Consider the following 22,547-nt stretch of genomic DNA (forward strand, 5'->3'; position numbering starts at 1 on the left):
GGCCGCTCCCCTACACGATACTGAGCGACTCCCCCAGCATCTCCACCACCGCATCCACCTTGGGCAACAACTGCTTGCCCAGCGGCCACGCCAGGTACAGCGGCAGGCCTTCGGTGGCCAATTGCGGCAGCACCTCGACCACCCGGCCGTCGCGCAAGGCGTCGGCCGCCAGCCAGGTCGCCAGTTGCGCGATGCCGAAGCCGGCGGCGACGGCGTCGACCTGGGCTTCGGCGCTGTCAAGCAGCATCACGCCGTCGATCGGCCGCAGGCTGGCGGGTCCGGCATCCTGCGCGATGCGCCACACCGGGGGCTCCCCGTCCGCGCGGCCGTAGGCCACCGCGTCATGCTGCGCCAGGTCGTCGGCGGTGAGCGGCGTGCCGCGTTGCGCCAGGTATTGCGGCGAAGCGCAGAAAATCACGCGCTCCGAACCCAGGTAACGATGGCCCAGGCCGGGCGCCCACTGCTGCGGCCCGCCGATGCGCACGGCCACGTCTATGCCTTCGCCGGCCAGATCCACATGACGGTCCGTGAACGACACTTGCGCCCGCAACAACGGATGGCGCTTGGCGAACTGCAACAGCAGCGGCAGCGCGACCCTGCGGCCGAAGGTCGCGGGCAGGTCCAGGCGCAGGCGGCCGGCCGGTTCCTGGCGCTGCGCCGCCAGCACCGCTTCGGCGTCCTGCAATTCGGCCAGTACGCGCACGCAGGTGCGGTAGTAGGCGCTGCCCGCATCCGTCAGCGCCAGGCGGCGGGTGCTGCGTTCGAACAGGCGGGTGCGCAGGCGGGCTTCCAGCCGCGCGACGCTCTTGCCCACCGCCGACGCGGTGAGGTGGAGCCGGTCAGCGGCGGCGGTGAAGCTGCCCGCGTCCGCGGTGGTGACGAAAGCTTCGATGCCTTTCAGGCGTTCGGACGGGATCATGGCGGCGATTATTAAGGAATTAGATTCCTTAATTTATGGAGTAAATACCTGAGATAAGAAATTCTATCTCCAATATCGTTCAAGACCGTCTTGCTCTTGAACCCATCCATGCTCGAAACCTCCCTGGCATCGCCATCTGTCCCCGCCCGCTCCGCCACGCTTTCCATCGCCATCCTCGCCGTCGCGGCCTTCGTCATCGTTTCCACGGAGTTCCTGATCGTGGGACTGCTGCCCGAACTGGCCCGCGACCTGTCCATCTCCGTATCCGCCGCGGGCCAGCTCGTAACCCTGTTCGCGTTCACCGTGATGCTGTCGGGGCCCTTGCTGACGGCGGCCCTATCGCACGTGGAGCGCAAGCGCCTGTTCGTCGCGATCCTGCTGGTCTTCGCCGCCGCCAATGCGCTGGCCGCTGCCGCGCCCAACATCTGGGTGCTGGCAGTGGCGCGCTTCATACCCGCGCTGGCCCTGCCGGTGTTCTGGGGCACGGCCAGCGAAGCCGCGGCGCAACTGGCCGGCCCCCGCCGTGCCGGACAGGCGGTGGCGCGCGTCTACCTGGGCATTTCCGCCGCGCTGCTGTTCGGCATTCCGCTAGGCACCCTGGCGGCCGCGTCCATAGGCTGGCGCGGCAGTTTCTGGGGACTGGCAGCGCTGTCCCTGGCGCTGGCCGCCTTGATGTGGGCCTGCATGCCGGCCTTGCCGCGCCCACCGCGCGCGGGCCTGCGCGAGCAGGCGCGGATACTGCGCGACCCTCGCATGCTGGCCCACATCGCCCTGTCCGTCGCGGTGTTCACCGCGATGTTCACTGCCTACACCTATCTCGCCGATGTGCTGGAACGTATCGCCGGCGTGCCGCCGGCGCAGGTGGGTTGGTGGCTGATGGGGTTTGGCGCGGCGGGCCTGGCGGGCAACTGGCTGGGCGGACTGGCGGCCGACCGCAATCCGCTGGCCGCGACCCTGGCGTTCACCCTGCTGCTGGGCCTGGGCATGATGGCCGCCGTGCCGCTGGCGTCGACGCCAGCCGGGCTGCTGCCGGCGCTGGCCGCCTGGAGCATCGCCAATACCGCGCTGTATCCGGTGTGCCAGGTGCGCGTGATGCAGGTCGCGCCGCAAGCCCAGGCCATGGCGGGGACGCTGAACGTGTCGGCAGCCAATGCCGGCATTGGCGCCGGCGCCATGCTGGGCGGATGGGCGATCGCGCAATGGGGGCTGGGCAGCGTGGGCTATATCGCCGGGGCCGTGGCGCTGCTGGCGGCCCTGGCGGTTCCTGCCGTCGCCCGTCCGCGGCCATCCGTCAAGGTCTGATCCCGAATCGCACGAGCGGCCACCGGGCGCCCGGAGGCTGGAAACCCGGCAGCAGCAGCTGCAACCCCGAACGCAGGCGTGTTGCTCAGCGCCTGCCCGCCTCCGGCATACAGGCCGGCACGGCGCATGCGGCCGGCGCCTTGATCAGGAACTCCTTCAGGCTGGCCACGTTGTTCTTCTTGAAGATGCGGTTCTTGTAGGTGACCACGGTGGTGGGCGACAGGCCCAGCTCGCGCCCCACTTCCTTCGCGGTATGGCCCTGGCGCAGCAGGTCCGCCACCTGGATCTCGCGCAGCGACAGTCCGCTGCACCAGGACGGCGCGCGCGGCGCGTCCGCTTGCACGCGGCACAACTGGTGATGGCGCCGCGCCAGCGCGATCAGCAAGGGCGCACGCCCGCGCATCAGCTCGGCCACGTTCGGCGAATGGGCGTGCGAGAAATACAGGTTCAGGTAGCTGATGCCCTCGTCGCGGCAGCCGATGAGCGAGATCTTGCTGGCGAAGCCCGGGCGCTCGAACAGCAGGCGGCGGTACTCGTCATCCGCGATGCGTTCGGGCGACGCGGTCTGGACGACCAGGTCGGGATGATGGCCGGGCCGGCAGGCCATGTCGCGCAGCAGGCCGTAATTGGGGTCGCGCCGGTAGAACTCGTTGTCCACGAATACGTTGGTGGTCCATTCGATCAGGGACTGGTTCAGCAGGCTGGCGGCCGACGAATACTGCACCGAGCCTTCCTGGCCGTAGAACACGTGCGACACGTGGTCGGCGGCCACGGTTTCGCGCAGCGCCAGCAGCAGCGCGGCATGGAACATCGGACCGCCCAGGTCCATGACGGCGGACTCGGCCCAACGGTCCGGCCCCCCGCCCGCGGGCATAGGGTTGTTTGTCTCTTCCATGGTGTCGTTTTCCCCCGCTTGCGCGTGTTTTCCCGATTCTAAGGTCATCCCCCGCCGCCGCGATGTCCTCTTCCGTGAGGACATGACGGGCCCGCGCGGCGCTCCTAGAGTGGGGCCTGCAACAAACCACATCGAACTAGGGAAAACGATGAAAGAGCTTCCCATCTATCCATACGTCAGGCCCGAGGAAATGGACCGCCCGCGCCGCGATCCGCATCCGGTGGCGGTCGTGGGGGCCGGATTGACCGGGCTGACGCTGGCGCTGGACCTGGTGCGGCGGGGCATCCCCGTAGTCGTGCTGGACGACGACAACACCGTCGGCGTGCGCGGCCTGGCCTCGCGCGGCATGGTCTGGGCGCAGCGCACGCTGGACATCTTCGACCGGCTCGGCATGGCCGGCGACGTGGTCGGCAAGGGCGTGCGCTGGAACGTGGGCCGCGTGCTGTGCCGCGACATGGCGGTGGCGTCCTTCACGCTGCAGGACCAGCCCGACATGCGCCACAACGGCTTCGTCAACCTGCAGCAGTACTACCTGGAAGCCTTCCTGGTGGACGCGCTGATGCGCGAGCCGCTGGCCGAGCTGCGCTGGCTGAACCGCGTCGCCGGCATCGAACCGCAAGCGGACGGCCCGACGACGCTGCAGGTGGAGACGCCCGACGGCCCCTACCCGTGCCGCGCGCAATGGGTCGTCGCCTGCGACGGCGCCAAGAGCGCGGTGCGCGGCATGCTGGGCCTGAGCCCGCGGGTGTACGACCAGACCGAGGACCGCTGGATCATCATCGACATCGTGCTGCGCGACACCACCTGGCCGGAGGAACGCTGGACCTGGCTGGACGCGCGCAGCAACCATGGCCGCGCGGTCTGGCGCCACAAGATGGCCGACGACACCTGGCGGCTGGATTTCCAGCTGCGCGCGGACGAAGACCCGGCCGAGGCGGCCACCGACGCGGCCATGCGCCAGCGCGTCTGGGACCTGCTGGGCGAACGCGTGGAATTCGACATCGCCTGGCACGGCGTCTGGGCCTACCGCCATGAATGCCTGGACAGTCTGCGCCACGGCCGCGTGCTGTTCGCGGGCGACTCGGCCCACCTGGTCGCGCCGTTCGGTGCGCGCGGCGGCAACGGCGGCATCCAGGACGCCGACAACCTGGGCTGGAAGCTGGCCCTGCTGCTGCAAGGCCGCGCGGGCGACTCACTGCTGGACACCTACAGCGTGGAGCGCAAGCACGCGGCGATGGAGAACATCCGCCAGGCGCGCCGCTCCTCGCGCTTCGTCTACCCGGGCGCGGCCCGCTCGGCCGCGCTGTGGCGCGACGCAATCATCGACCTGGCGCCGCGCCACGCCACCGCCGCCCGCATGATCAACACCGGCCGCCTGTGCATGCCGGCCGTCTATCCAGCGTCGGCGTTGGCGCGGGGCGCGCACGCCCTGGCCGGGCGCGCGCTGCCCAACGTGGTGCTGCGGCAAAGCGACGGCCTGACCCTGCATGGGCTGCTCGGCCCCTGGTTCACCGTGCTGGTGTTCGGCGATGTCCTGCCCGCCGGCGCGGAGGACGGTGACGGCCTGCTGCGCTGGATCGCCGTCGGCCCGCTTTGCGATGAGCGCGGACGCGCCGCCCTGGCGCACCAGCTCGGCCAGACGCTGGACGGCCAGGCCTGGCTGCTGCGCCCCGACCAGCATGTCATGGCCGCCGCCACGCCCGAGACGCGCGATCCCGAGGCCGTGCAGGCCTGGATCAGCGCGGCGCTGAATGCGCCCGGCGCCTGTCCCGAACCCCTATCCGAGGCCCGCGGCCTCTACCGCTCAACCGGAGGCGCCAGCCATGCCGCTATCCCAGCAACAGCTTGACGACCTGCTCGAGCGCCTTATCGCGTTGACCAACGTGCCCGACCCCGCTGCCCAGCGCGACAGCCTGGCCCGGCTGTCGCTGCTGCTCATCGAAGCCGTGGACGACGCGGCCCGGGTGCAGGCGGCGGTCGACGAGATGCTGGCGAGCCAACCCGGTTCGCCCGCCTTGAACATTCCATGAACCACGGAGACGGCGCCATGACGCTGCAACACCCCCCCGCCTGCCCCGCCATCCAGGGCCTGCATCACTTCGCCTGGCGCTGCCGCGACGCGGAGGAAACCCGGCATTTCTACGAAGACATCCTGGGCCTGCCGCTGGTGCATGTGGTCAAGGAAGAACGCGTGCCCTCCACCGGCGAACACTGTCCCTTCGTGCACCTGTTCTTCGAGTTCGCCGACGGCTCGCACATCGCCTTCTTCGACCTGGGCGACAACGGACTGAGCCAGCCCGATCCCGCCACGCCGCGCTGGGTCAACCACTTCGCCATGGAAATCGGCGGCGAGGCCGAGCTGGAACAGATGCGCCAGCGGCTGCTGTCCCACGGCGTCGACGTGGTGGGGCCGACCGACCACCACTTCATCCGCTCGATCTATTTCTTCGACCCCAACGGCATCCGGCTCGAACTGACCCTGCGCCTGCCCGTGGACGACTACGTGGCTCGCAAGCGCCGCAGCGCCCATGACGACCTGGCCGCCTGGACCCGCGACAAGGCCGCCGGGCTGATGCCCGGCGCCACCGGCACCAGCAGCCAGCAGCGCGGCCAGGCCCACGCCAGCTGATACGCCCACTTTCCATTCATCAAAGGAACACCATGAGCAAACCCTTCGCCTCCCAGGCCGACCTGGCGGAAAAGAAGATCTCCTTCGAGCGCCTGTCCGACAACGCCTACGCCTACGTGGCCGACGGCGACCCCAACTCGGGCGTGATCATCGGCGACGACAGCGTGATGGTGGTCGACGCGACCGCCACCCCGGCCATGGCGCAGGCGCTGATCCAAGCCATCCGCGGTGTCACCGACAAACCCATCCGCCATGTGGCGCTGACGCACTACCACGCCGTGCGCGTGCTGGGCGCGTCCGCCTTCGTGGCCGAGGGCGCGGCCAACGTGTACGCCAGCCGCGGCACGCATGAGCTCATCGTCGAACGCGGCCAGGCCGACATGGACTCGGAGATCGGCCGCTTCCCGCGGCTGTTCCAGTCCGCCGAGACCATCCCCGGGCTGACCTGGCCCACCGTGGTGTTCGAGCGCGAGCTGACCGTGTTCCTGGGCAGCCTCGAAGTGCGCATGCTGCACCTGGGCGCCGGCCACACCCGGGGCGATTCCATCGTCTGGATTCCGTCGCAGGGCATCTGTTTCTCCGGCGACCTGGTGGAATTCAACGCGGGCGTGTACACGGGCGATGCCTACCTGTCGGACTGGCCCGCCACGCTGGACGCGTTGCAAGCGCTGCAACCGCGCCAGATGGTGCCGGGCCGCGGTCCCGCCCTGACCACGCCCGCCGCCTGCCGCGAGGCCATCGGCTACACGCGCAGCTGGGTCGAAACGCTGTACGGCTGCGCCCGCCAGGGCGTGGAGCAAGGCAAGAGCCTGAAGCAGGTCTATGAAGACACGCGCCGCGTCATGGACCCCGAGTTCGGCCACGTCGTCATCTACGAACACGCCATTCCCTTCGACGTTTCGCGCGCTTATGACGAGGCCAGCGGCATCGCCGATCCGCGCGTCTGGACCGCCCAGCGCGACCGCGACATGTGGGCGGAACTCACCGCCTGATCCCCGCACGACGAGGCCCCGCCGCGGGCCTGCCTTTCCGATACGGAGCACCTGAAGATGAAACTCGCCACTCTGACCAACGGCGCCCGCGACGGCGCCCTGGCCGTCGTCGACCGCAACCTGACCCGCATGCGCACCGTGCCGCACATCGCCGCCACCTTGCAGCAGGCGCTGGACGACTGGGCCCGCGCCGCGCCGCTGCTGCAGGCCGAATACGAAGCGCTGAACGCCAGCGAGGGCGCCAGCCAGCCCTTCGAACCTGCCCGCTGCGCCGCGCCCCTGCCGCGCGCCTACCAATGGCTGGACGCGTCGGCCTACCTGAACCACGTGGAATTGACGCGCCGCGCCCGCGGCGGCGAGATGCCGCCTTCGTTCCTGACCGATCCGCTGATGTACCAGGGCGCCTCGGATGACTTCATGGGCCCTTGCGAAGACATCACCGCCGCCAGCGAGGAACTGGGCGTGGACCTGGAGGCGGAGATCGTGGTCGTGACCGACGACGTGCCGCTGGGCGTGGACCCGGACGCGGCGCTCGAACACGTCGTGCTGCTGGGCCTGGTCAACGACGTGACCCTGCGCAACGTGGTGCTGCCCGAGCTGTCCAAGGGCTTCGGCTTCCTGCAGGGCAAGCCGGCCTCGGCGCTGTCGCCCGTGCTGGTCACACCCGACGAGCTCGCGCCCTACTGGCGCGGCGGCAAGCTGCACCGCGCCATGCAAGTGTGGCTAAACGGCCGGCAGATCGGCCAGCCCCAGGCGGGCGAGGAAATGCAATTCCATTTCGGCGAACTGATCGCGCACGCGGCCCGCACGCGCCGCCTGGGCGCCGGCACCCTGGTGGGCAGCGGCACCATTTCGAATGCCAGCGACGCCGCCGGCGTGTGCTGCCTGGTCGAGGCGCGCGTGCGGGAAAAGCTGCGCGACGGCGAAATGCGCACGCCCTTCCTCAAGCACGGCGACCGGGTGCGCATCGGCATGCGCGACGACGCGGGCGCAAGCCTGTTCGGCGACATCGACCAGCAGGTGCGCATTCCCGGCACGCGCCCAATGCCTGGCGCCGTATCGGCCGGTACGCCCGAAACTGCCGCCGCCTGACCGGAGACCGCCGTGGCCGATACGCCTGCCCTCACCCTGCACAGCTACTGGCGCAGTTCCGCGGCCTACCGGGTCCGCATCGCCCTGGCCTTGAAGGGCCTGCCTTACCGGCAGGTCACCTGGCACATGGTCAAGGGCGAACACCAGCAGCCCGCCTACCGATCGCTGGCGCCCTTCGGCCTGGTGCCCATGCTGGAAATCGACGGCCTGCGACTGCAGCAGTCGCTGGCCATCATCGAGTACCTGGACGAGCGCCATCCCGGCGCGCCGCTGCTGCCGGCCGATCCGGCGCTGCGCGCGCAAGCCCGCGCACTGGCGCAATTGATCGCCTGCGAAATGCATCCGCTCAACAACCTGCGCGCGCTCAAGCGCCTGCGCGCCCAGTTCGGCGCGGATGACGAACAGATCCAGGACTGGTACCGCCACTGGTGCGCCGAAGGCTTCCAGGCCTTCGAGGCGGCGCTGCCCGCGGCGCAGGACGGCCGCTACGCGCTGGGCGCCGCGCCCACGCTGGTCGAGTGCTACCTGATCCCGCAGGTCTACAACGCCTTGCGCTACGGCGCGGACCTGACGCCCTTCGAGCGGATCCGCGCCATCGTCCAGGCCTGCGCCGGCCTGCCCGCGTTCGTAGCGGCCCGTCCGGAAAACCAACCCGACGCGCCGCAGAGCGCGGCGGCCTAGGCAACACCCCCGAATAAGAAGCTGAACCGCCGCATTCCCCCCACGGAGACAATCATGCAGACAGAAATCCCCGCCGACGGCGCCGCCGTCGCAGCCCCCGGCCGTTCCGCGTCCGGCCCGCTGGTCAGCGCCGACGACCGCAAGGTGCTGGCCGCCACGCTGGTCGGCTCGGCCATCGAGTGGTACGACTATTTCATCTACGTCCAGGCGGCCGGCCTGGTGCTGGGCTCGCTGTTCTTCGCGCCTTTCGCCAAGGAGAACCCGGAACTGTCGTTGATCCTGTCGTTCGCGACCGTGGGCGTGGCCTTCCTGTTCCGGCCGCTGGGCGCCATCGTCTGCGGCCATCTGGGCGACCGCTACGGCCGCAAGCGGGTGCTGGCGGCCACGCTGATCCTGATGGGCGTGTCCACCGCGCTGATCGGCGTGCTGCCCACCTATGCGCAGATCGGCATCTGGGCGCCGGTGATGCTGGTGACGCTGCGCGTGCTGCAAGGCTTCTCCGCCGGCGGCGAATGGGGCGGCGCGGCCCTCATGGCGGTCGAGCACGCGCCGCGCGACCGGCGTTCGCTGTTCGGCGCCTTTCCGCAGATCGGCGTGCCGCTGGGCATGATCGTCGCCACCGGCGTGCTGTGGTGCATTACCTCGTTGGTCGGCCCCGACAATTTCATGGCCTGGGGCTGGCGGGTGTCCTTCCTGCTGTCCATCGCGCTCATCGTCGTCGGCGTCTTCATCCGCCGCGCGGTCGAGGAATCCCCCGTGTTCCTGGAGATGCAGTCGCGCCGCAGCCATTCCTCTGCGCCGCTGGGCACGCTGTTGCGCAAGCATCCGCGCCAGATCCTGCTGACCACGCTGATCTTCGTGGGCAACAGCACGGCCGGCTACCTGCTGGTCGGCTTCTTCATCAGCTACGGCAGCCGGGCGCTGCGCATGCCGCCGCAGCAGGTGCTGATGATCTGCACGCTGGCCGCGGCCTGCTGGCTGGGCACCACGCTGCTGGGCGGCTGGCTCGGCGACCGCATCGGCCGCGTGCGCACCTTCCAGCTCGGCTACGTGCTGCTGGCGCTGTGGGCGGTGCCGATGTGGTCCTTCGTCGACTCCGGCGACGTCATGCAATTCGCCTTCGCCCTGGCCGTGTTGTCGGTGCCGCTGGGCCTGACCTATGGCCCGCAGGCCGCGCTGTACGCCGAGATGTTCCCGGCCGACGTGCGCTACTCGGGCGTGTCGGCGGGCTACGCGCTGGGCTCCATCCTGGGCGGCGCCTTCGCCGCGATGATCGCGCAGTCCATCATCACCGCCACCGGACAGTCCTGGCATGTGGGTGTCTACGTCATCGCCATGGCCTTGGTGTCCTTCGTGGCCGTGAGCCTGGTCAAGGACCGGCCCGGCGTCACGCTGCACGCCGACTGAACTTGATCCTCTGCTGAAGCCACCTACCCACGCATGCCATGAGCACCTTCATCCGCCAGGACGACCTGATCGAATCCATCGCCAGCGCGCTGCAGTACATCAGCCACTACCATCCGGCCGATTACATCGCGCACCTGGCCCGCGCCTACGAATGCGAGGCCAGCGCGCCGGCGCGCGACGCCATGGCGCAGATCCTGGCCAGCTCGCGCATGGCCGCCATCGGCCGCCGGCCGATCTGCCAGGACACCGGCATCGTCAACGTCTTCCTGGAAGTCGGCATGGACGTGCGCTGGGAGGGCTTTACCGCCAGCCTGGAAGACGCCGTCAACGCCGGCGTGCGGCGCGCCTACCTGGACCCGGACAATCCGTTGCGGGCCTCGGTGGTGGCCGACCCGCTGTTCGGCCGCGGCAACACCCGCGACAACACGCCCGCCGTCATCAGCACGCGCATCGTGCCGGGCGCCAGCGTGGCCGTCACGGTCGCGGCCAAGGGCGGCGGCTCGGAAAACAAGGCGCGGCTGGCCATGCTGAACCCGGCCGACAGCATCGTCGACTGGGTGCTGGCTCAGATACCCGCCATGGGCGCCGGCTGGTGTCCGCCCGGCATGCTGGGCATAGGCGTGGGCGGCACGGCCGAAAAGGCGGTGCTGCTGGCCAAGGAAAGCCTGATGCAGCCGCTGGACATGCATGAACTGCAGGCGCGGGCTCGGCGCGGCGACGCGCTGGCGCCCGAGGACGCGCTGCGGCTGGAACTGCACGAACGCATCAACGCGCTGGGCGTGGGCGCGCAGGGCCTGGGCGGCCTCACCACCGTGCTGGACGTGAAGATCAAGACCTACCCCACGCACGCCGCCGCCAAGCCCGTCGCGCTGATCCCCAATTGCGCGGCCACGCGCCATGCCCGCTTCGTGCTGGACGGTTCCGGCCCCGCGCACCTGGCCCCGCCGTCGCTGGACCTATGGCCCGACCTGGGAGCCGCGCGCGGATCCAGCGCCGGCCGGCGCGTGAACCTGGACACGCTTACCCGCGAGGAAGTCGCATCCTGGCGCGCGGGCGAAACCCTGTTGCTCAACGGCCGCATGCTGACCGGACGCGATGCCGCGCACCAGCGCATCCGTGAAATGCTGGCGCGCGGCGAACCATTGCCGGCCGACTTCCGCGGCCGCGCCATCTACTACGTAGGGCCGGTGGACGCCGTGCGCGACGAAGCCGTCGGACCCGCCGGCCCCACCACGTCGACGCGCATGGACGGCTACACCGGCATGATGCTGGAGCGCACGGGACTGCTGGCGATGATAGGCAAGGCGGAGCGCGGTCCGCAGGCGGTCGAGGCGATCCGGCGCCACCGGGCGGCCTACCTGATCGCCGTGGGCGGCGCCGCCTATCTCGTGTCCCGCGCCATCCGCAGCGCACGCGTGGTCGCCTTCGAGGACCTGGGCATGGAAGCGATCCATGAGTTCGAAGTCCAGGACATGCCCGTGACCGTGGCGGTGGACGCCGAAGGCGGCAACCTGCATGTGTCGGGGCCGGCGCAGTGGCGCCGGACGGCGGGGGCCAGGGAAATACCGGTGGCGCTGACGGAGACTGCCTGACGACGAAGGTCGAAGCCGTCCTGGTAGGGGCAGCCTGGATCCCGCCGCGCCCCGGCGCGCCCTCAACCCACCTTGAATTCCACCACCGCCCCGCCGCTGCCATACAGCGGCGCATATTCCAGCACCTTGGCGCCGCGGAACTGCCCGCCCAACGCGCCCAGCAGCCAGGACATGTGCTTGAAGCCCATCTCCGCCTTGGCCTGCCCGGCGTACTCGGGCATGAGTTCACGCAGTTGTCCGGCATCGCCGCCTTCCAGCAACGCCAACATGCGGCGGTTCCACTCGTCGTCGGCCGGCGAGATCACACAATCCGAGTCCGGCGCCACCGGCTCGCGGAACATGGTGTTGGACAGTCCGCCTATGCCGATGACCGCTGCCCGCTTGTTCTGGAGCGCGGCCGCCTGCAGGGCGATGCGGCTGAGCTGCTCCGTCTGCGCATGGTCGTGGTAGAGGTTGTTGGCCGCCAGCGTCACCGGTAGCTGATCGGTGCCGAAGCCCATCAACGTGCTGACCGTGATGGTGCCCGTGTCGATGGGAAAGTGGTCGTAGTCCACGCCGCGCGCATGGATGCCGGCATCGCGGCAGCCCTGCACACAGGCTTCGGCCAGAACCGTATCGCTGGCGATGTCGAAGGGCAGCTCGCCATACTCGTGCCAGTTCTCATCCACGTGCACGCCAGTGCTGCGCGCGCGGGTGATCCATAGCTGGTCCAGCACTGCCATCCACTGGGTCGAATACACCAGCACCACGTCGGGCCGGGAAGCCGCCAGCGACTTGCCGGCCGCGCGCAGCGCCTGGTTCAGCCGCCCCCAGGGCGCCACGTCGCTGCGCAATTGCGGCAGCGGGCTGCCGGGAACGAGAAATGCGGAAACGAGGGTCATGGCATGTGTCCTTCGAGGGCTAGGCGGTCGCACCGGCGGATGCTTCGAGGCGGGACAGCCCGGCCTCCTGAAGATTCCATTCCATCACCGCGTTACCGGTGCCGATCACGGTGCCGTAGCCGTGGAACTTGCCCGCCAGCTGCGGATAGCCCATGGCCGCGTGCATCCAGGTGAAGGCGCCGGATTTCACTTCAGCGAAGGCTTCGTCGATGAACTGCGGCAGCAGCTCGAACACCTCGCCCATCCTGCCCTTGCGCATCAGCTCGATCATGCGGATGTCCCACAGATAGCCGTCGTAGCGCGCTGGATGCTCCTTGGACATGTCCTCGGGCACCTCGGGCTGTTCATGAAAATGCCAGTGCGACAGCGTATTGCTGGCCAGCAGTACCGCGCGCCGCCCGCTCTTGCGTATGGTTTCGCGCGTGGCCCGGCCCAGCAGGTCCATTTCCTTGAGCCCCTCTTTGGTGTTGAGGTAGTACGGCGTGTTGTTCGCCGACAGCCCCACCACCGGAATGTCCCATTGCGGCCGCACCATGTGCAGCGTGGTGATGGTGCCGTAGTCCACCCTGAACTTCGGGTTGCGCATCATCTTGGTGACCAGGCCCAGCTTGCGGCCTTCCTCGCAGCAGGCTTCGGCCAGTTCTACGTCCACGTCCATGCCGAAGTCGTAGCGGAACAGGTCGGGAAAGATCGGGTCCACCGAGCGGCCCGCCAGGCGCGGCACGCCCAGGAAATGGTGGCCCACCTGCGTGATCCAGTGCGGCGAATGCACCAGCAGCACATCGGGCCGCAGGCGTTCGATGCTCTCGCGCACATGATCGTAGGCCCAGCGCAAGGTTTCCCAGCCGCCGCGCGAGCGCGGCTCGTTCTGCGGCGGGTTCTCGCCGTACACCAGGTGCGGCGGATGGGGAGCCAGGAATCCGGAAAGAATTTCGCCGTCCTTCATTGCTTACTCCTTTGCGAGAGCAGTGGGAACCCGATGTCGACCGATGCTGCGAGGCCCATTATTTTGTACGTATACGTACTGGATTCGAGTATCGAGTCACTGCAGGCCGCTGTCAACGGGCGGCACGCCCTCAGCAGCTAGGGAATTTCCCGAGCAGGCGAAAAAAAAGAGCAGCGATAGCTGCTCCTTAAAAAAGACCTTGCGGAAAAACCGTCTCCATCCTCTCGTACGGAGATGGCCGGTTTCTCGCGGCGCCGGCGGGCGCGATCAAGCCTGGGAGAAATTAGACGCCATTCCTGGCCCCAGGCACATCACTGAAATTGGGTATTTTGCGCCCCGCAGCAACGTCAACGCATAGTTGGCCACATCCAGAAACAAACGCCGGCGGCACTCCGATATCATCGCGGCTCCCTGCGCCCCGCCCGCCCGTTCATGAGTCCATCTTCCGCCCGCCGCCTTTCGTCCCGCCACCTGACCCGCCTGATCGTCCTGGCCGCGCTGGGCGCGGCGGCGGCCAGCTTTGGCCCGCCCGTCCAGTCGCAAACCGCCCGCAAGCCTTCGCCCTATGAAAACTCGCGGCCGTTGACCGCCGACGAGCGCGCGGCGCAGCAGGCGGAAGACGCCAGGAAAACCGGCCCCGCCTTCCTGGGGAAAATCCAGACCCAGGCCGAATTCCAGCAGCTTGCCCGGGTCTACAACCCTGGCACGCCGTTGGAGATCCCCCACGTGCTGTTCGTGATCGACCGGAAACAGGGCGGCAAGATCTACTACGTCAATACACCGCGCTACTCGCTGCACGAGAACTTCGCGCGTGAACGTCGCCTCTTGCCCGCCAACGACAAGGCCACGCTGATCGCGCAGTACAAGGAGCCGCAGCGGCGCCTGCTGTTCGGCACGCTCAGTTGGCAGCGCGACCTGCCCGGCTACACCTATGAATTCTGGGAAGGCGACCGGCTCACCCCGGAGCTGTTGAAGCTGACCGAGGAAAAACTGCAGGCCAGCTTCTACGAGCCCGTGCGCTTCAAGGCCAATTCCACGCTGCACGAACAGGTCGCGCAGAATTCTGGCCTGAAGCCCGTGACGCAGGAATCGCTGCTGCGCGAACAGACCTTCCTGCCGCTGAACACCGGCCAGGCGCAAGGCCGGCTGCGCATCGTGGCTTCGGTGGACGACACGCCGGACCTGGCGCCGACCGACATCCTGGTGCTGGACGAGGTTCCGGTGGCGCTGCCGCCCGTGGCCGGCCTGGTCACGCAGCGCCCCTCCACCCTGCTGTCCCACGTCAATCTGCTGGCAAAGGGCTGGCGCATTCCCAACGCCTATGTGCGCGATGCCGTCGCCGCACTGCGCGAGCACGACGGCCAATGGGTCGAGCTGACCGTCACCAGCAGCGGCTATCAGGTGCAACGCATCGCCAAGCCTGAAGCACCGCCGCCCAGGGCTGCCCTGCCGCTGCCCAAGCCCGACCTGACGGTCAAGGCGATCAAGCCGCTCTCCGGCATGGTCACGCGCGACAGCCGCCATTGCGGCGTGAAGGCGGCCAACCTGGGCGCGCTGAAGTCCACGCTGCCGCCTGCGGCCACCGTGCCGGACGGCTTCTGCATCCCCTTCGCGCAGTACGCGGCCTTCATGGCGCAGCTGGGCGTGCCGCAGCGCATGGCCGCGCTGGAGCAGCGGGCGGACTTCACCGGCGACGCCAACGTGCGCCGCGCCGAACTGGCTGCGCTGCGCCAGGACATCATCCAGGCCCAACCGGATCCGGCCTTGGCCGCCGCCTGGCGCGAACGCTGGCAAAAGCAGTTGCAGGGCCGCGGCGTATTCGTGCGCAGCTCGTCCAATTCCGAGGACCTGCCGGGATTCAGCGGCGCGGGGCTCTACACCACCGTGCCCAACGTGACACAGGCCGACGCGCTGGCGCAAGCCGTGCAGACCGTGTGGGCCTCGGTCTACAACTACGAAGCGTACGAAGCCCGGCGCGCGGCCGGCATCGGCCAGGACGGCGTGGTGATGGCGGTGCTGGTGCAACAGGCGGCGGCATCGGACAGCTCGGGCGTCATGATCACCCGCGATCCCTTCGACGCCTCGCGCCGCTACGTCACCTACATCTCGGCCAAGCGCGGCCTGGGCATCAAGGTGGTGGAAGGCAAGCGGCAGGCCGAACAGCTGATGTACTCCAGCTGGTCCAAGGCGGTGCAGGTGCTGACCCGCTCCGCCGAAGACACCCAACTGGTGCCGGACGCCGCGGGCGGCGTGCGCGAAGTGCCGATCGAGGGCGCGCGCCAGGTGTTGAACGATGCCCTGGTGGCGCGCCTGGCTGCCGTGGGCAGCCAGGTCAAGCAGCGCCTGGGCGGCGCGGACCAGGATATCGAATGGGCCGTGCAGGGTGACGACATCCTGATCCTGCAGGCCCGGCCGTACATCGACGGCAGCCGGTAACGACCCGGCCGAAAGGCAAACCGGGCAAGGTCGCCGCGAACGGCGCCTTGCCCGCACTTCCTAGATGTGCAGCGCGTGGCCCAGCGCCTTGAGCGCCGCTTCCTGCACCGCTTCGCCCAGCGTCGGATGCGCGTGAATGGTGCCCGCCACGTCTTCCAGCGTGGCGCCCATTTCCAGCGACTGGCCGAAGGCCGTCGACAGCTCGGACACGCCGCGTCCCACTGCCTGCCAGCCCACGATCAGGTGGTTGTCGCGGCGCGCGACCACGCGCACGAAGCCGTCGGTGGATTCCAGCGTCATCGAGCGGCCGTTGGCGGCGAACGGGAAGGACGCCGTCAGGCAGTCCAGCCCCGCGCTTTCCGCCTCCGCGGGCGACAGGCCCGCCACCACGACCTCGGGGTCGGTGAAGCAGACCGCCGGGATGGAGGCAGGCTGGAAATGGCGGCGCTTGCCCGAAACCAGCTCGGCCACCATCTCGCCCTGCGCCATGGCGCGGTGCGCCAACATGGGTTCGCCGGCGATGTCGCCGATGGCCCAGACGTCGCGCATGGAGGTGCGGCACTGGTCGTCGATGCGCAGCGCGTTGCCCTTGCGGTCCAGCTGCAGGCTTTCCAGCCCCCAATCCTGCGTGCGCGGACGCCGTCCCACCGCGATCAGCACGCGGTCGGCCGGCAGCAGGGTTTCGACGCCCGCCGCGTCCTGCACGCGCACCGCATTGCCGGCGCCGTTCAGGCCCAGCACCTTGCGGCCCAGGTGCAGGTCCACGCCCATTTTGCCTAGCGCCGCCGCCACCGGCTTGGTGAGTTCGGCGTCGTAGGTCGGCAGGATGCGGTCCTGCGCTTCCACCACGGCCACTTCGGCGCCCAGCTTGCGGTACACGGTTCCGAGTTCCAGGCCGATGTAGCCGCCGCCCACCACCACCAATTGCCTGGGGATGCTGGCAGGCGACAAGGCTTCGGTGGACGACACCACCATGCCGCCGAAAGGCATGGACGGCAGCGGCGTCGGTTCGGAGCCCGCCGCCAGCAGCAGATGTTCGCACTGGATGCGGATGGCGCCGGACTCGCCGCCTTCCACTTCCACGGTCTTGCCGTCCAGCAACCGGGCCCAGCCGCGCACCACTTCCACGCCGTTCTTCTTCAGCAACGCGGCCACGCCGCCGGTCAGCTTGCCGACGATGCCGTCCTTCCAGGCCACGGTCTGGGCCAGGTCGATGGCGGGCGCCGACACGGAAATGCCCAGCGCCGACTTGCCCGCGTAGTGGCGCGCCTTGTCGAATTCCTCGGCCGCGTGGATCAGCGCCTTGGAGGGGATGCAGCCGATGTTCAGGCAGGTGCCGCCCAGCTGGGCGCCTTCGACCAGGATGGTCGGCACGCCCAGCTGGCCGGCGCGGATGGCGGCGACGTAGCCGCCGGGGCCGCCGCCGATCACCAGCAAAGTCGTAGTCTTAGTGATCTGGCTCATGCTTACTCCACGAAAAGCAGCGCGGGTTGTTCCAGCAGCGCGCGCACCGCCTGGATGAAGCGCGCCGCGTCCATGCCGTCCACCACGCGGTGGTCGAAGGACGACGACAGGTTCATCAGCTTGCGCGCCACCACGGCGCCATTGCGGATAGCGGGCCGCTCGACGATGCGGTTCACGCCCACGATGCCGACCTCGGGATGGTTGATCACCGGCGTGGTGACGATGCCGCCCAAAGGCCCCAGGCTGGTAATGGTGATGGTCGACCCCGACAGCTCGTCGCGGCTGGCGCTACCCGTGCGCACCGCCTCGGCCAGGCGGACGATCTCGGCCGCCATGGACCAGAGGTCGCGCGCCTCGGCGTGGCGCATGACCGGCACCATCAGGCCGCCGTCGCTCTGCGTGGCGATGCCGATGTGGACCCCGCCGTAGCGCGTGACCACGCCGCCCTCGTCGTCGTAGCGCGCGTTGATCTGCGGAAAATCGCGCAGCGCCACCACCATGGCGCGCGCCAGCAGCGGCAATAGCGTGAGCTTGCCGCGCGTCGCGCCCCACTTCTGGTTGAGGCTGGCGCGCAACTCTTCCAGTTCGGTCACGTCGATTTCCTCGACGTAGCTGAAGTGCGGAATGCGGCGTTTGGACTCCGCCATCTTCTGCGCGATCTTGCGGCGCAGGCCGATGACCGGCACGTTTTCCTCGTCGTTGCGCTCGGCGTAGGCCACGCCGCCGCGGGCTTGGGCGCCCCCGCCCTGCCCTTGCAGGTAGGCGTCCAGGTCTTCGTGCAGGATGCGGCCGGCCGGGCCGCTGCCGTGCACGTAGCGCAGTTCGACGCCCAGGTCCCAGGCGCGCTTGCGCACCGCGGGCGACGCCAGCGGCTTGTCGCCGGGCTGGCGCGCGACGGCGGCGGTCGCCTGGCGCGCGGGCTTGGCCGGCGCGGCTGGCGGCGCGGCCGGCTTCGCGAGCGCGGCGGCCTCTGCCTTCGGCGCAGGCGCGGACTGCGGCGCAGGCGCTGCGGCGGCAGGTTGTGCCGCCGCGGGAGCCGCAGCCGCCTTGGCCGGCGGCGCATCGGCGCCGGGCTTCAGGTTGCCCTCGCCTTCGACTTCCAGGCGGATCAGCTCGCCGCCCACCGCCATGACCTGGCCCACGTCCCCGCCCAGCGCGACCACGCGGCCGACCACCGGCGCGGGAATCTCGACCGTGGCCTTGTCCGTCATGACGTCGGCCAGGGGCTGGTCCTCGGCCACCATGTCGCCGATCTTCACGTGCCAGGCGACCAGTTCCACTTCCGCGATGCCTTCGCCGATGTCGGGCATCTTGATGACATGAATACCCATCTCTCAACCCTCCATCGCGCGCTTGAACGCTTCGCCGACCCGGCGCGGGCCGGGGAAGTACGCCCATTCCTGCGCGTGGGGATACGGCGTATCCCAGCCGGTCACGCGTTCCACGGGCGCCTCCAGATGATGGAAGCAGTGTTCCTGCACCAGCGCGATCAGCTCGGCGCCGAAGCCGCAGGTGCGCGTGGCTTCGTGCACCACCACGCAACGGCCGGTCTTCTTGACCGAGTTGACGATGGCGTCCAGGTCCAGCGGCCACAGGCTGCGCAGGTCGATGATCTCGGCGTCGATGCCGGTTTCCTCGGCGGCCGTCAGCGACACGTGCACGGTGGTGCCGTAGGTCAGCACGGTCAGCGCGTTGCCGGGCCGCACGATGGCGGCCGAGTCCAGCGGCACGGTGTAGTAGCCGGTGGGCACCACGCTGCCCGGCCGCCCGGTCCAGGGCGTGACGGGCCGGTCATGGTGGCCATCGAACGGGCCGTTGTAGAGCCGCTTGGGCTCCAGGAAGATGACCGGGTCGTCGTTCTCGATGGACGCGATCAGCAGGCCCTTGGCATCGTACGGATTGGACGGCATCACCGTGCGCAGCCCGCAGACCTGCGTGAACATGGCCTCGGGGCTCTGGCTGTGCGTCTGGCCGCCGTAGATGCCGCCGCCGCAAGGCATGCGGATGGTCATGGGCGCGACGAATTCGTTGACCGAGCGGTAGCGCAGGCGCGCGGCCTCGGACACGATCTGGTCCGAAGCGGGATAGAAATAATCGGCGAACTGGATCTCGCAGACGGGGCGCAAGCCGTAGGCGCCCATGCCCACCGCCACGCCGACGATGCCGCCTTCGGAGATGGGCGTGTCGAACACGCGCGAGCTGCCGTACTTGGCCTGCAGGCCTTCGGTGCAGCGGAACACGCCGCCGAAATAGCCGACGTCCTGCCCGAACACCACCACGTTGTTGTCGCGCTCCAGCATCACATCCATGGCCGAGCGCAAAGCCTGGATCATGGTCATCGGCGCGGAGGCCGGACCAGCGTTGTTATCGATAGCCATGATCAGACTCCGAGCTGCTGACGCTGCCGGCGCAGATGCTCCGGCATGTCCTTGTACACGTCTTCAAAGATGCTGGCGGCGCTGGGGACGTGGCCGTCCACCAGGGTGCCGTAGCTTTCCGCTTCCTTCTGCGCCGCCAGGATCTCGGCGTCGAGCTCGGCCTTGACGGCTTCATGCTCTTCGTCGGACCAGATGCCCAGCAGGATCAGGTGCTTCTTGAAACGCGCGATCGGATCGCCCAGCGGGAAGTGGCTCCAATCGTCGCCGGGACGGTACTTGGAGGGATCGTCGGACGTCGAGTGCGGCCCGGCGCGGTAGGTCACCCATTCGATCAGGGTCGGCCCCAGATTGCTGCGGGCGCGTTCGGCGGCCCAGCGCGAGGCGGAGTAGACCGCCAGGAAATCGTTGCCGTCCACCCGCAGCGAAGCGATGCCGCAGCCCACGCCGCGGCCCGCGAAGGTCGCGCCTTCGCCGCCGGCGATGGCCTGGAAGGTGGAGATGGCCCACTGGTTGTTGACCACGTTCAGGATGACCGGCGCGCGGTAGACGTGGGCGAAGGTCAGTGCGGTGTGGAAGTCGGCCTCGGCGGTGGCGCCGTCGCCGATCCAGCCGGAAGCGATGCGGGTGTCGCCCTTGATGGCCGAGGCCATGCCCCAGCCCACCGCCTGAATGAATTGCGTGGCCAGGTTGCCGGAGATGCTGAAGAAGCCCCGTTCGCGGTCGGAATACATGACCGGTAGTTGGCGCCCCTTGAGCGGATCGCGTTCGTTGGACATCAGCTGGCACATCATGGTGACCAGCGAGGCGTCGCGCGCCAGCAGGATGCTCTGCTGGCGGTAGGTCGGAAAGCACATGTCGCCCTGCTCCAGCGCCATGGCGTGGGCCGTGCCGATGGCCTCTTCGCCCAGGCTCTGCATGTAGAACGAAATCTTCTTCTTGCGCTGGGCGGTCAGCATGCGCGCATCGAACAGACGCGTCTTCAGCATGTTGCGCATGCCGGCGCGCAGCTGCTCATGGCTGAGTTCCGGCGCCCACGGTCCGACGGCGCTGCCGTCGTCCGCGATCACCCGGACCAGGCTGTAGGCCAGTCCGCCGGTATCGACCGCGGCAACATCAATGGGGGGTTTGGGCACATCGCCGGGCGGCGACAGGTGCAGGTAGGAAAAATCGGTCTTGCAACCCGGGCGCCCTGTAGGCTCCGGGACGTGCAACTTCAACGGCCCATATTGGCTCATGTATTGTCTCCACGCTTGATCGTGTCATGCGCATTCTTCTTACCAAGACACTGCCCAAGGGGGTGACCTCGGACATTGCCATCGTCGGCCGGTGCAAAGGGATGAACATGCACGACCGGCAGCCAGAGTAGCACAGGGCGCAGCCCCGAAACAGGGGCCGCGCCGGGCCTCGTTGCCCGCGCCGGTCGCGGGCCATGCGGCGCTGGCGGGGTCGCGGTGGCGGCGGCCGGCGACGTCATATACTGCCTGTCCCTGATCCGCTGGAAACCGACGTGCCCCGATTGACCGCCTCGAAATGGTTCAGCTGGACCGGCATCGTGTTCGCCGCGCTGTACCTCGCCATCGTCATCCTCTGCGTTGCCGCCGCGCTGTCGGCCGGCGGCGACGACAAGGGGCGTTTCGTGCTGCTGCAATTGCCGCTGGCGCTGCAACTGGCGCTACTGCATGAACTGAACTTGGACCGTTTGCTGGAAGGCCTGTCCTGGGTCGGCGGCTACCTGCTGATCGGACTGCCCACGCTGGCCCTCTTCTACTTCGCGGGCTGGAGCCTGGAGCGGCTCGTGCGCCTGGCCTTCCGGCCGTTCGGGGACCGGCGCCAGGCACGCCGCCCATGAAGAATTGCCGCCGCCCGGTTTTTCCTTGCGCGCGCAACAGCAAAACAGGCCATGCGGGGCCATGGGTCAGGCTTGGTTCTTGCGATTGCCGGTCTTCCTCGCATTGCCGACCATGGGCAGTATGAATGCACCGCGATGACTAGCCCTGAAGCCGCGCGGCGGTCAGTGGCCTAGTCCGCGAAGGACATTGCCATCTCTAGCTTCCTTTTTTGGTCAAGAAGTAGTGCGCGGGCGAATCTCCGAAGGCGCGGCGGAACATGGCAATGAAGTTGCTTGGCGAGGCGTAACCCAATTGATCGGAAACATCCGTTACTGACGCACCGCGCGCCAGCATTTCCAGCGCGTGTCCCAATTGCGCCTGCTGGCGCCATTGGGCGAAGCTCAAGCCTGTTTCCGACAGGATCAGCCGCCTCAAGGTTCGGGCCGACATGGCTCCCCACTGCGCCCAGTCCTCCAATGTGCGCGGATTGCCAGGGTTTTCCAGAATCGCCTGCGCCACACGGGCCAGCCGCGGGTCGGAAGGCATGGGGATGTGAAGCGACTCATGCGGCGCTCGGCGGATTTCGTCGAGGATGACCGCGGCGATGCGAACCTGCTCCGGCGCCAGCAGCGCATGCTTATCCCAATTCTCGGCACGCCGCACCAGAGCATGCAAGACCTCCGAAATGCCGATGACGCACGGCTGTTTCGGTAGCCGTCTTCCTCCATGAGGAGTGATCAGCAGGCTCCAGCCCGTCAGCGCGCCACTTACCCGCACCTGATGGGGAATGTTCGGCGGTATCCAGCCTGCACGGTGCGGGGGCAGCAGCCACGAGCCATGCTGTGTCCTGACCTGAATCATCCCCGCTTCGACACAGAAGACCTGGCCTCTCGCATGCTGATGCCAGTCGTACTCCCGCGTCCCGAGCTGGAATTCATTGTCGGGATTGTCATTGCCTCTCAGCGCGATAAGGAAAGGTCCTTCGAGCCACTCGCTGAGATCAACGGTTGGAGAGACTCGGGCCGGTTCGGGCGTATTGGCCATTTTTCACTATTTTTAGTCCATTTGCCGTTATATCAGTTTACCTCCCGCCAACCACAATGG

The 22,547-nt window shown here is 68.4% G+C and carries 20 protein-coding genes; 11 read left to right on the plus strand and 9 right to left on the minus strand.

Annotated features, from left to right (window positions below):
* Positions 1-10 precede the first annotated feature (10 nt).
* Positions 11-919 (minus strand): LysR family transcriptional regulator, encoded by a 909-nt coding sequence (locus IAG39_RS18785; RefSeq protein WP_118934648.1) that lies wholly within the window; start codon positions 917-919, stop codon positions 11-13.
* Positions 920-1,027: 108 nt separating this feature from the next.
* On the opposite strand from IAG39_RS18785, the gene IAG39_RS18790 reads away from it, so the two are divergent.
* Positions 1,028-2,221, plus strand: coding sequence for an MFS transporter (locus tag IAG39_RS18790; protein WP_118934646.1), 1,194 nt, complete (start codon positions 1,028-1,030; stop codon positions 2,219-2,221).
* An 85-nt stretch (positions 2,222-2,306) separates the two neighbouring features.
* Here the strand turns inward: IAG39_RS18790 and IAG39_RS18795 are convergent, their stop codons facing one another.
* Complete coding sequence (locus IAG39_RS18795; RefSeq protein ID WP_118934660.1) at positions 2,307-3,116, minus strand: helix-turn-helix transcriptional regulator; 810 nt, start codon at positions 3,114-3,116, stop codon at positions 2,307-2,309.
* A 148-nt stretch (positions 3,117-3,264) separates the two neighbouring features.
* Between IAG39_RS18795 and IAG39_RS18800 the strand changes: the two genes are divergently transcribed.
* The 8 genes from IAG39_RS18800 to IAG39_RS18835 are packed head-to-tail and all read left to right on the plus strand — an operon-like array spanning position 3,265 to position 11,509.
* A complete protein-coding gene (locus IAG39_RS18800) occupies positions 3,265-4,965 on the plus strand; it encodes an FAD-dependent oxidoreductase (RefSeq protein WP_118934644.1) in 1,701 nt (566 codons plus the stop codon).
* Positions 4,940-5,146: a hypothetical protein gene (locus tag IAG39_RS18805; protein WP_054456585.1), complete on the plus strand. Its 207-nt coding sequence runs from the start codon at positions 4,940-4,942 to the stop codon at positions 5,144-5,146. The genes IAG39_RS18800 and IAG39_RS18805 overlap by 26 nt, the downstream gene beginning before the upstream one ends.
* Positions 5,143-5,745 (plus strand): VOC family protein, encoded by a 603-nt coding sequence (locus tag IAG39_RS18810; protein ID WP_223283481.1) that lies wholly within the window; start codon positions 5,143-5,145, stop codon positions 5,743-5,745. The genes IAG39_RS18805 and IAG39_RS18810 overlap by 4 nt, the downstream gene beginning before the upstream one ends.
* A gap of 32 nt (positions 5,746-5,777) precedes the next feature.
* Positions 5,778-6,737, plus strand: coding sequence for an MBL fold metallo-hydrolase (locus IAG39_RS18815; RefSeq protein ID WP_059374304.1), 960 nt, complete (start codon positions 5,778-5,780; stop codon positions 6,735-6,737).
* Between the two features lie 57 nt (positions 6,738-6,794).
* Positions 6,795-7,829, plus strand: coding sequence for a fumarylacetoacetate hydrolase family protein (locus IAG39_RS18820; RefSeq protein ID WP_118934642.1), 1,035 nt, complete (start codon positions 6,795-6,797; stop codon positions 7,827-7,829).
* Between the two features lie 12 nt (positions 7,830-7,841).
* Positions 7,842-8,510: a maleylacetoacetate isomerase gene (maiA, locus tag IAG39_RS18825; RefSeq protein ID WP_059374302.1), complete on the plus strand. Its 669-nt coding sequence runs from the start codon at positions 7,842-7,844 to the stop codon at positions 8,508-8,510.
* A gap of 54 nt (positions 8,511-8,564) precedes the next feature.
* Positions 8,565-9,917: an MFS transporter gene (locus IAG39_RS18830; protein WP_187524041.1), complete on the plus strand. Its 1,353-nt coding sequence runs from the start codon at positions 8,565-8,567 to the stop codon at positions 9,915-9,917.
* 38 nt (positions 9,918-9,955) lie between these two features.
* Entirely contained in the window at positions 9,956-11,509 is a 1,554-nt protein-coding gene (locus IAG39_RS18835) for a fumarate hydratase (protein ID WP_059374301.1), read from the plus strand.
* 62 nt (positions 11,510-11,571) lie between these two features.
* On the opposite strand, the gene IAG39_RS18840 is transcribed toward IAG39_RS18835, so the two are convergent.
* Entirely contained in the window at positions 11,572-12,390 is an 819-nt protein-coding gene (locus IAG39_RS18840; protein WP_118934640.1) for a tRNA U-34 5-methylaminomethyl-2-thiouridine biosynthesis protein, read from the minus strand.
* A 19-nt stretch (positions 12,391-12,409) separates the two neighbouring features.
* Complete coding sequence (gene cnbCb, locus IAG39_RS18845) at positions 12,410-13,336, minus strand: 2-aminophenol 1,6-dioxygenase subunit beta (RefSeq protein WP_118934639.1); 927 nt, start codon at positions 13,334-13,336, stop codon at positions 12,410-12,412.
* Positions 13,337-13,768: 432 nt separating this feature from the next.
* Here cnbCb and IAG39_RS18850 point away from each other — a divergent pair, with 432 nt between their 5' ends.
* Complete coding sequence (locus IAG39_RS18850) at positions 13,769-15,772, plus strand: PEP/pyruvate-binding domain-containing protein (protein WP_118934637.1); 2,004 nt, start codon at positions 13,769-13,771, stop codon at positions 15,770-15,772.
* A gap of 60 nt (positions 15,773-15,832) precedes the next feature.
* Here the strand turns inward: IAG39_RS18850 and lpdA are convergent, their stop codons facing one another.
* Genes lpdA through IAG39_RS18870 form a run of 4 tightly spaced genes read right to left on the minus strand, consistent with a single transcriptional unit; the run spans position 15,833 to position 20,849 of the window.
* The gene (lpdA, locus tag IAG39_RS18855) at positions 15,833-17,236 is read right to left on the minus strand and encodes a dihydrolipoyl dehydrogenase (RefSeq protein WP_118934635.1); all 1,404 of its coding nucleotides are present in this window, start codon (positions 17,234-17,236) and stop codon (positions 15,833-15,835) included.
* A 2-nt stretch (positions 17,237-17,238) separates the two neighbouring features.
* A complete protein-coding gene (locus tag IAG39_RS18860) occupies positions 17,239-18,567 on the minus strand; it encodes a dihydrolipoamide acetyltransferase family protein (protein WP_187774051.1) in 1,329 nt (442 codons plus the stop codon).
* A 3-nt stretch (positions 18,568-18,570) separates the two neighbouring features.
* Complete coding sequence (locus IAG39_RS18865; RefSeq protein WP_059374292.1) at positions 18,571-19,614, minus strand: alpha-ketoacid dehydrogenase subunit beta; 1,044 nt, start codon at positions 19,612-19,614, stop codon at positions 18,571-18,573.
* Positions 19,615-19,616: 2 nt separating this feature from the next.
* Positions 19,617-20,849, minus strand: a complete 1,233-nt coding sequence (locus IAG39_RS18870; protein WP_059374291.1) for a 3-methyl-2-oxobutanoate dehydrogenase (2-methylpropanoyl-transferring) subunit alpha — start codon at positions 20,847-20,849, stop codon at positions 19,617-19,619.
* 272 nt (positions 20,850-21,121) lie between these two features.
* Here IAG39_RS18870 and IAG39_RS18875 point away from each other — a divergent pair, with 272 nt between their 5' ends.
* Positions 21,122-21,463, plus strand: coding sequence for a hypothetical protein (locus IAG39_RS18875; protein WP_059374290.1), 342 nt, complete (start codon positions 21,122-21,124; stop codon positions 21,461-21,463).
* 196 nt (positions 21,464-21,659) lie between these two features.
* Here the strand turns inward: IAG39_RS18875 and IAG39_RS18880 are convergent, their stop codons facing one another.
* Positions 21,660-22,487, minus strand: a complete 828-nt coding sequence (locus IAG39_RS18880; RefSeq protein ID WP_118933035.1) for an AraC family transcriptional regulator — start codon at positions 22,485-22,487, stop codon at positions 21,660-21,662.
* Positions 22,488-22,547 lie beyond the last annotated feature (60 nt).

Source organism: Achromobacter xylosoxidans, assembly GCF_014490035.1.
Lineage (GTDB): Bacteria > Pseudomonadota > Gammaproteobacteria > Burkholderiales > Burkholderiaceae_B > Achromobacter > Achromobacter bronchisepticus_A.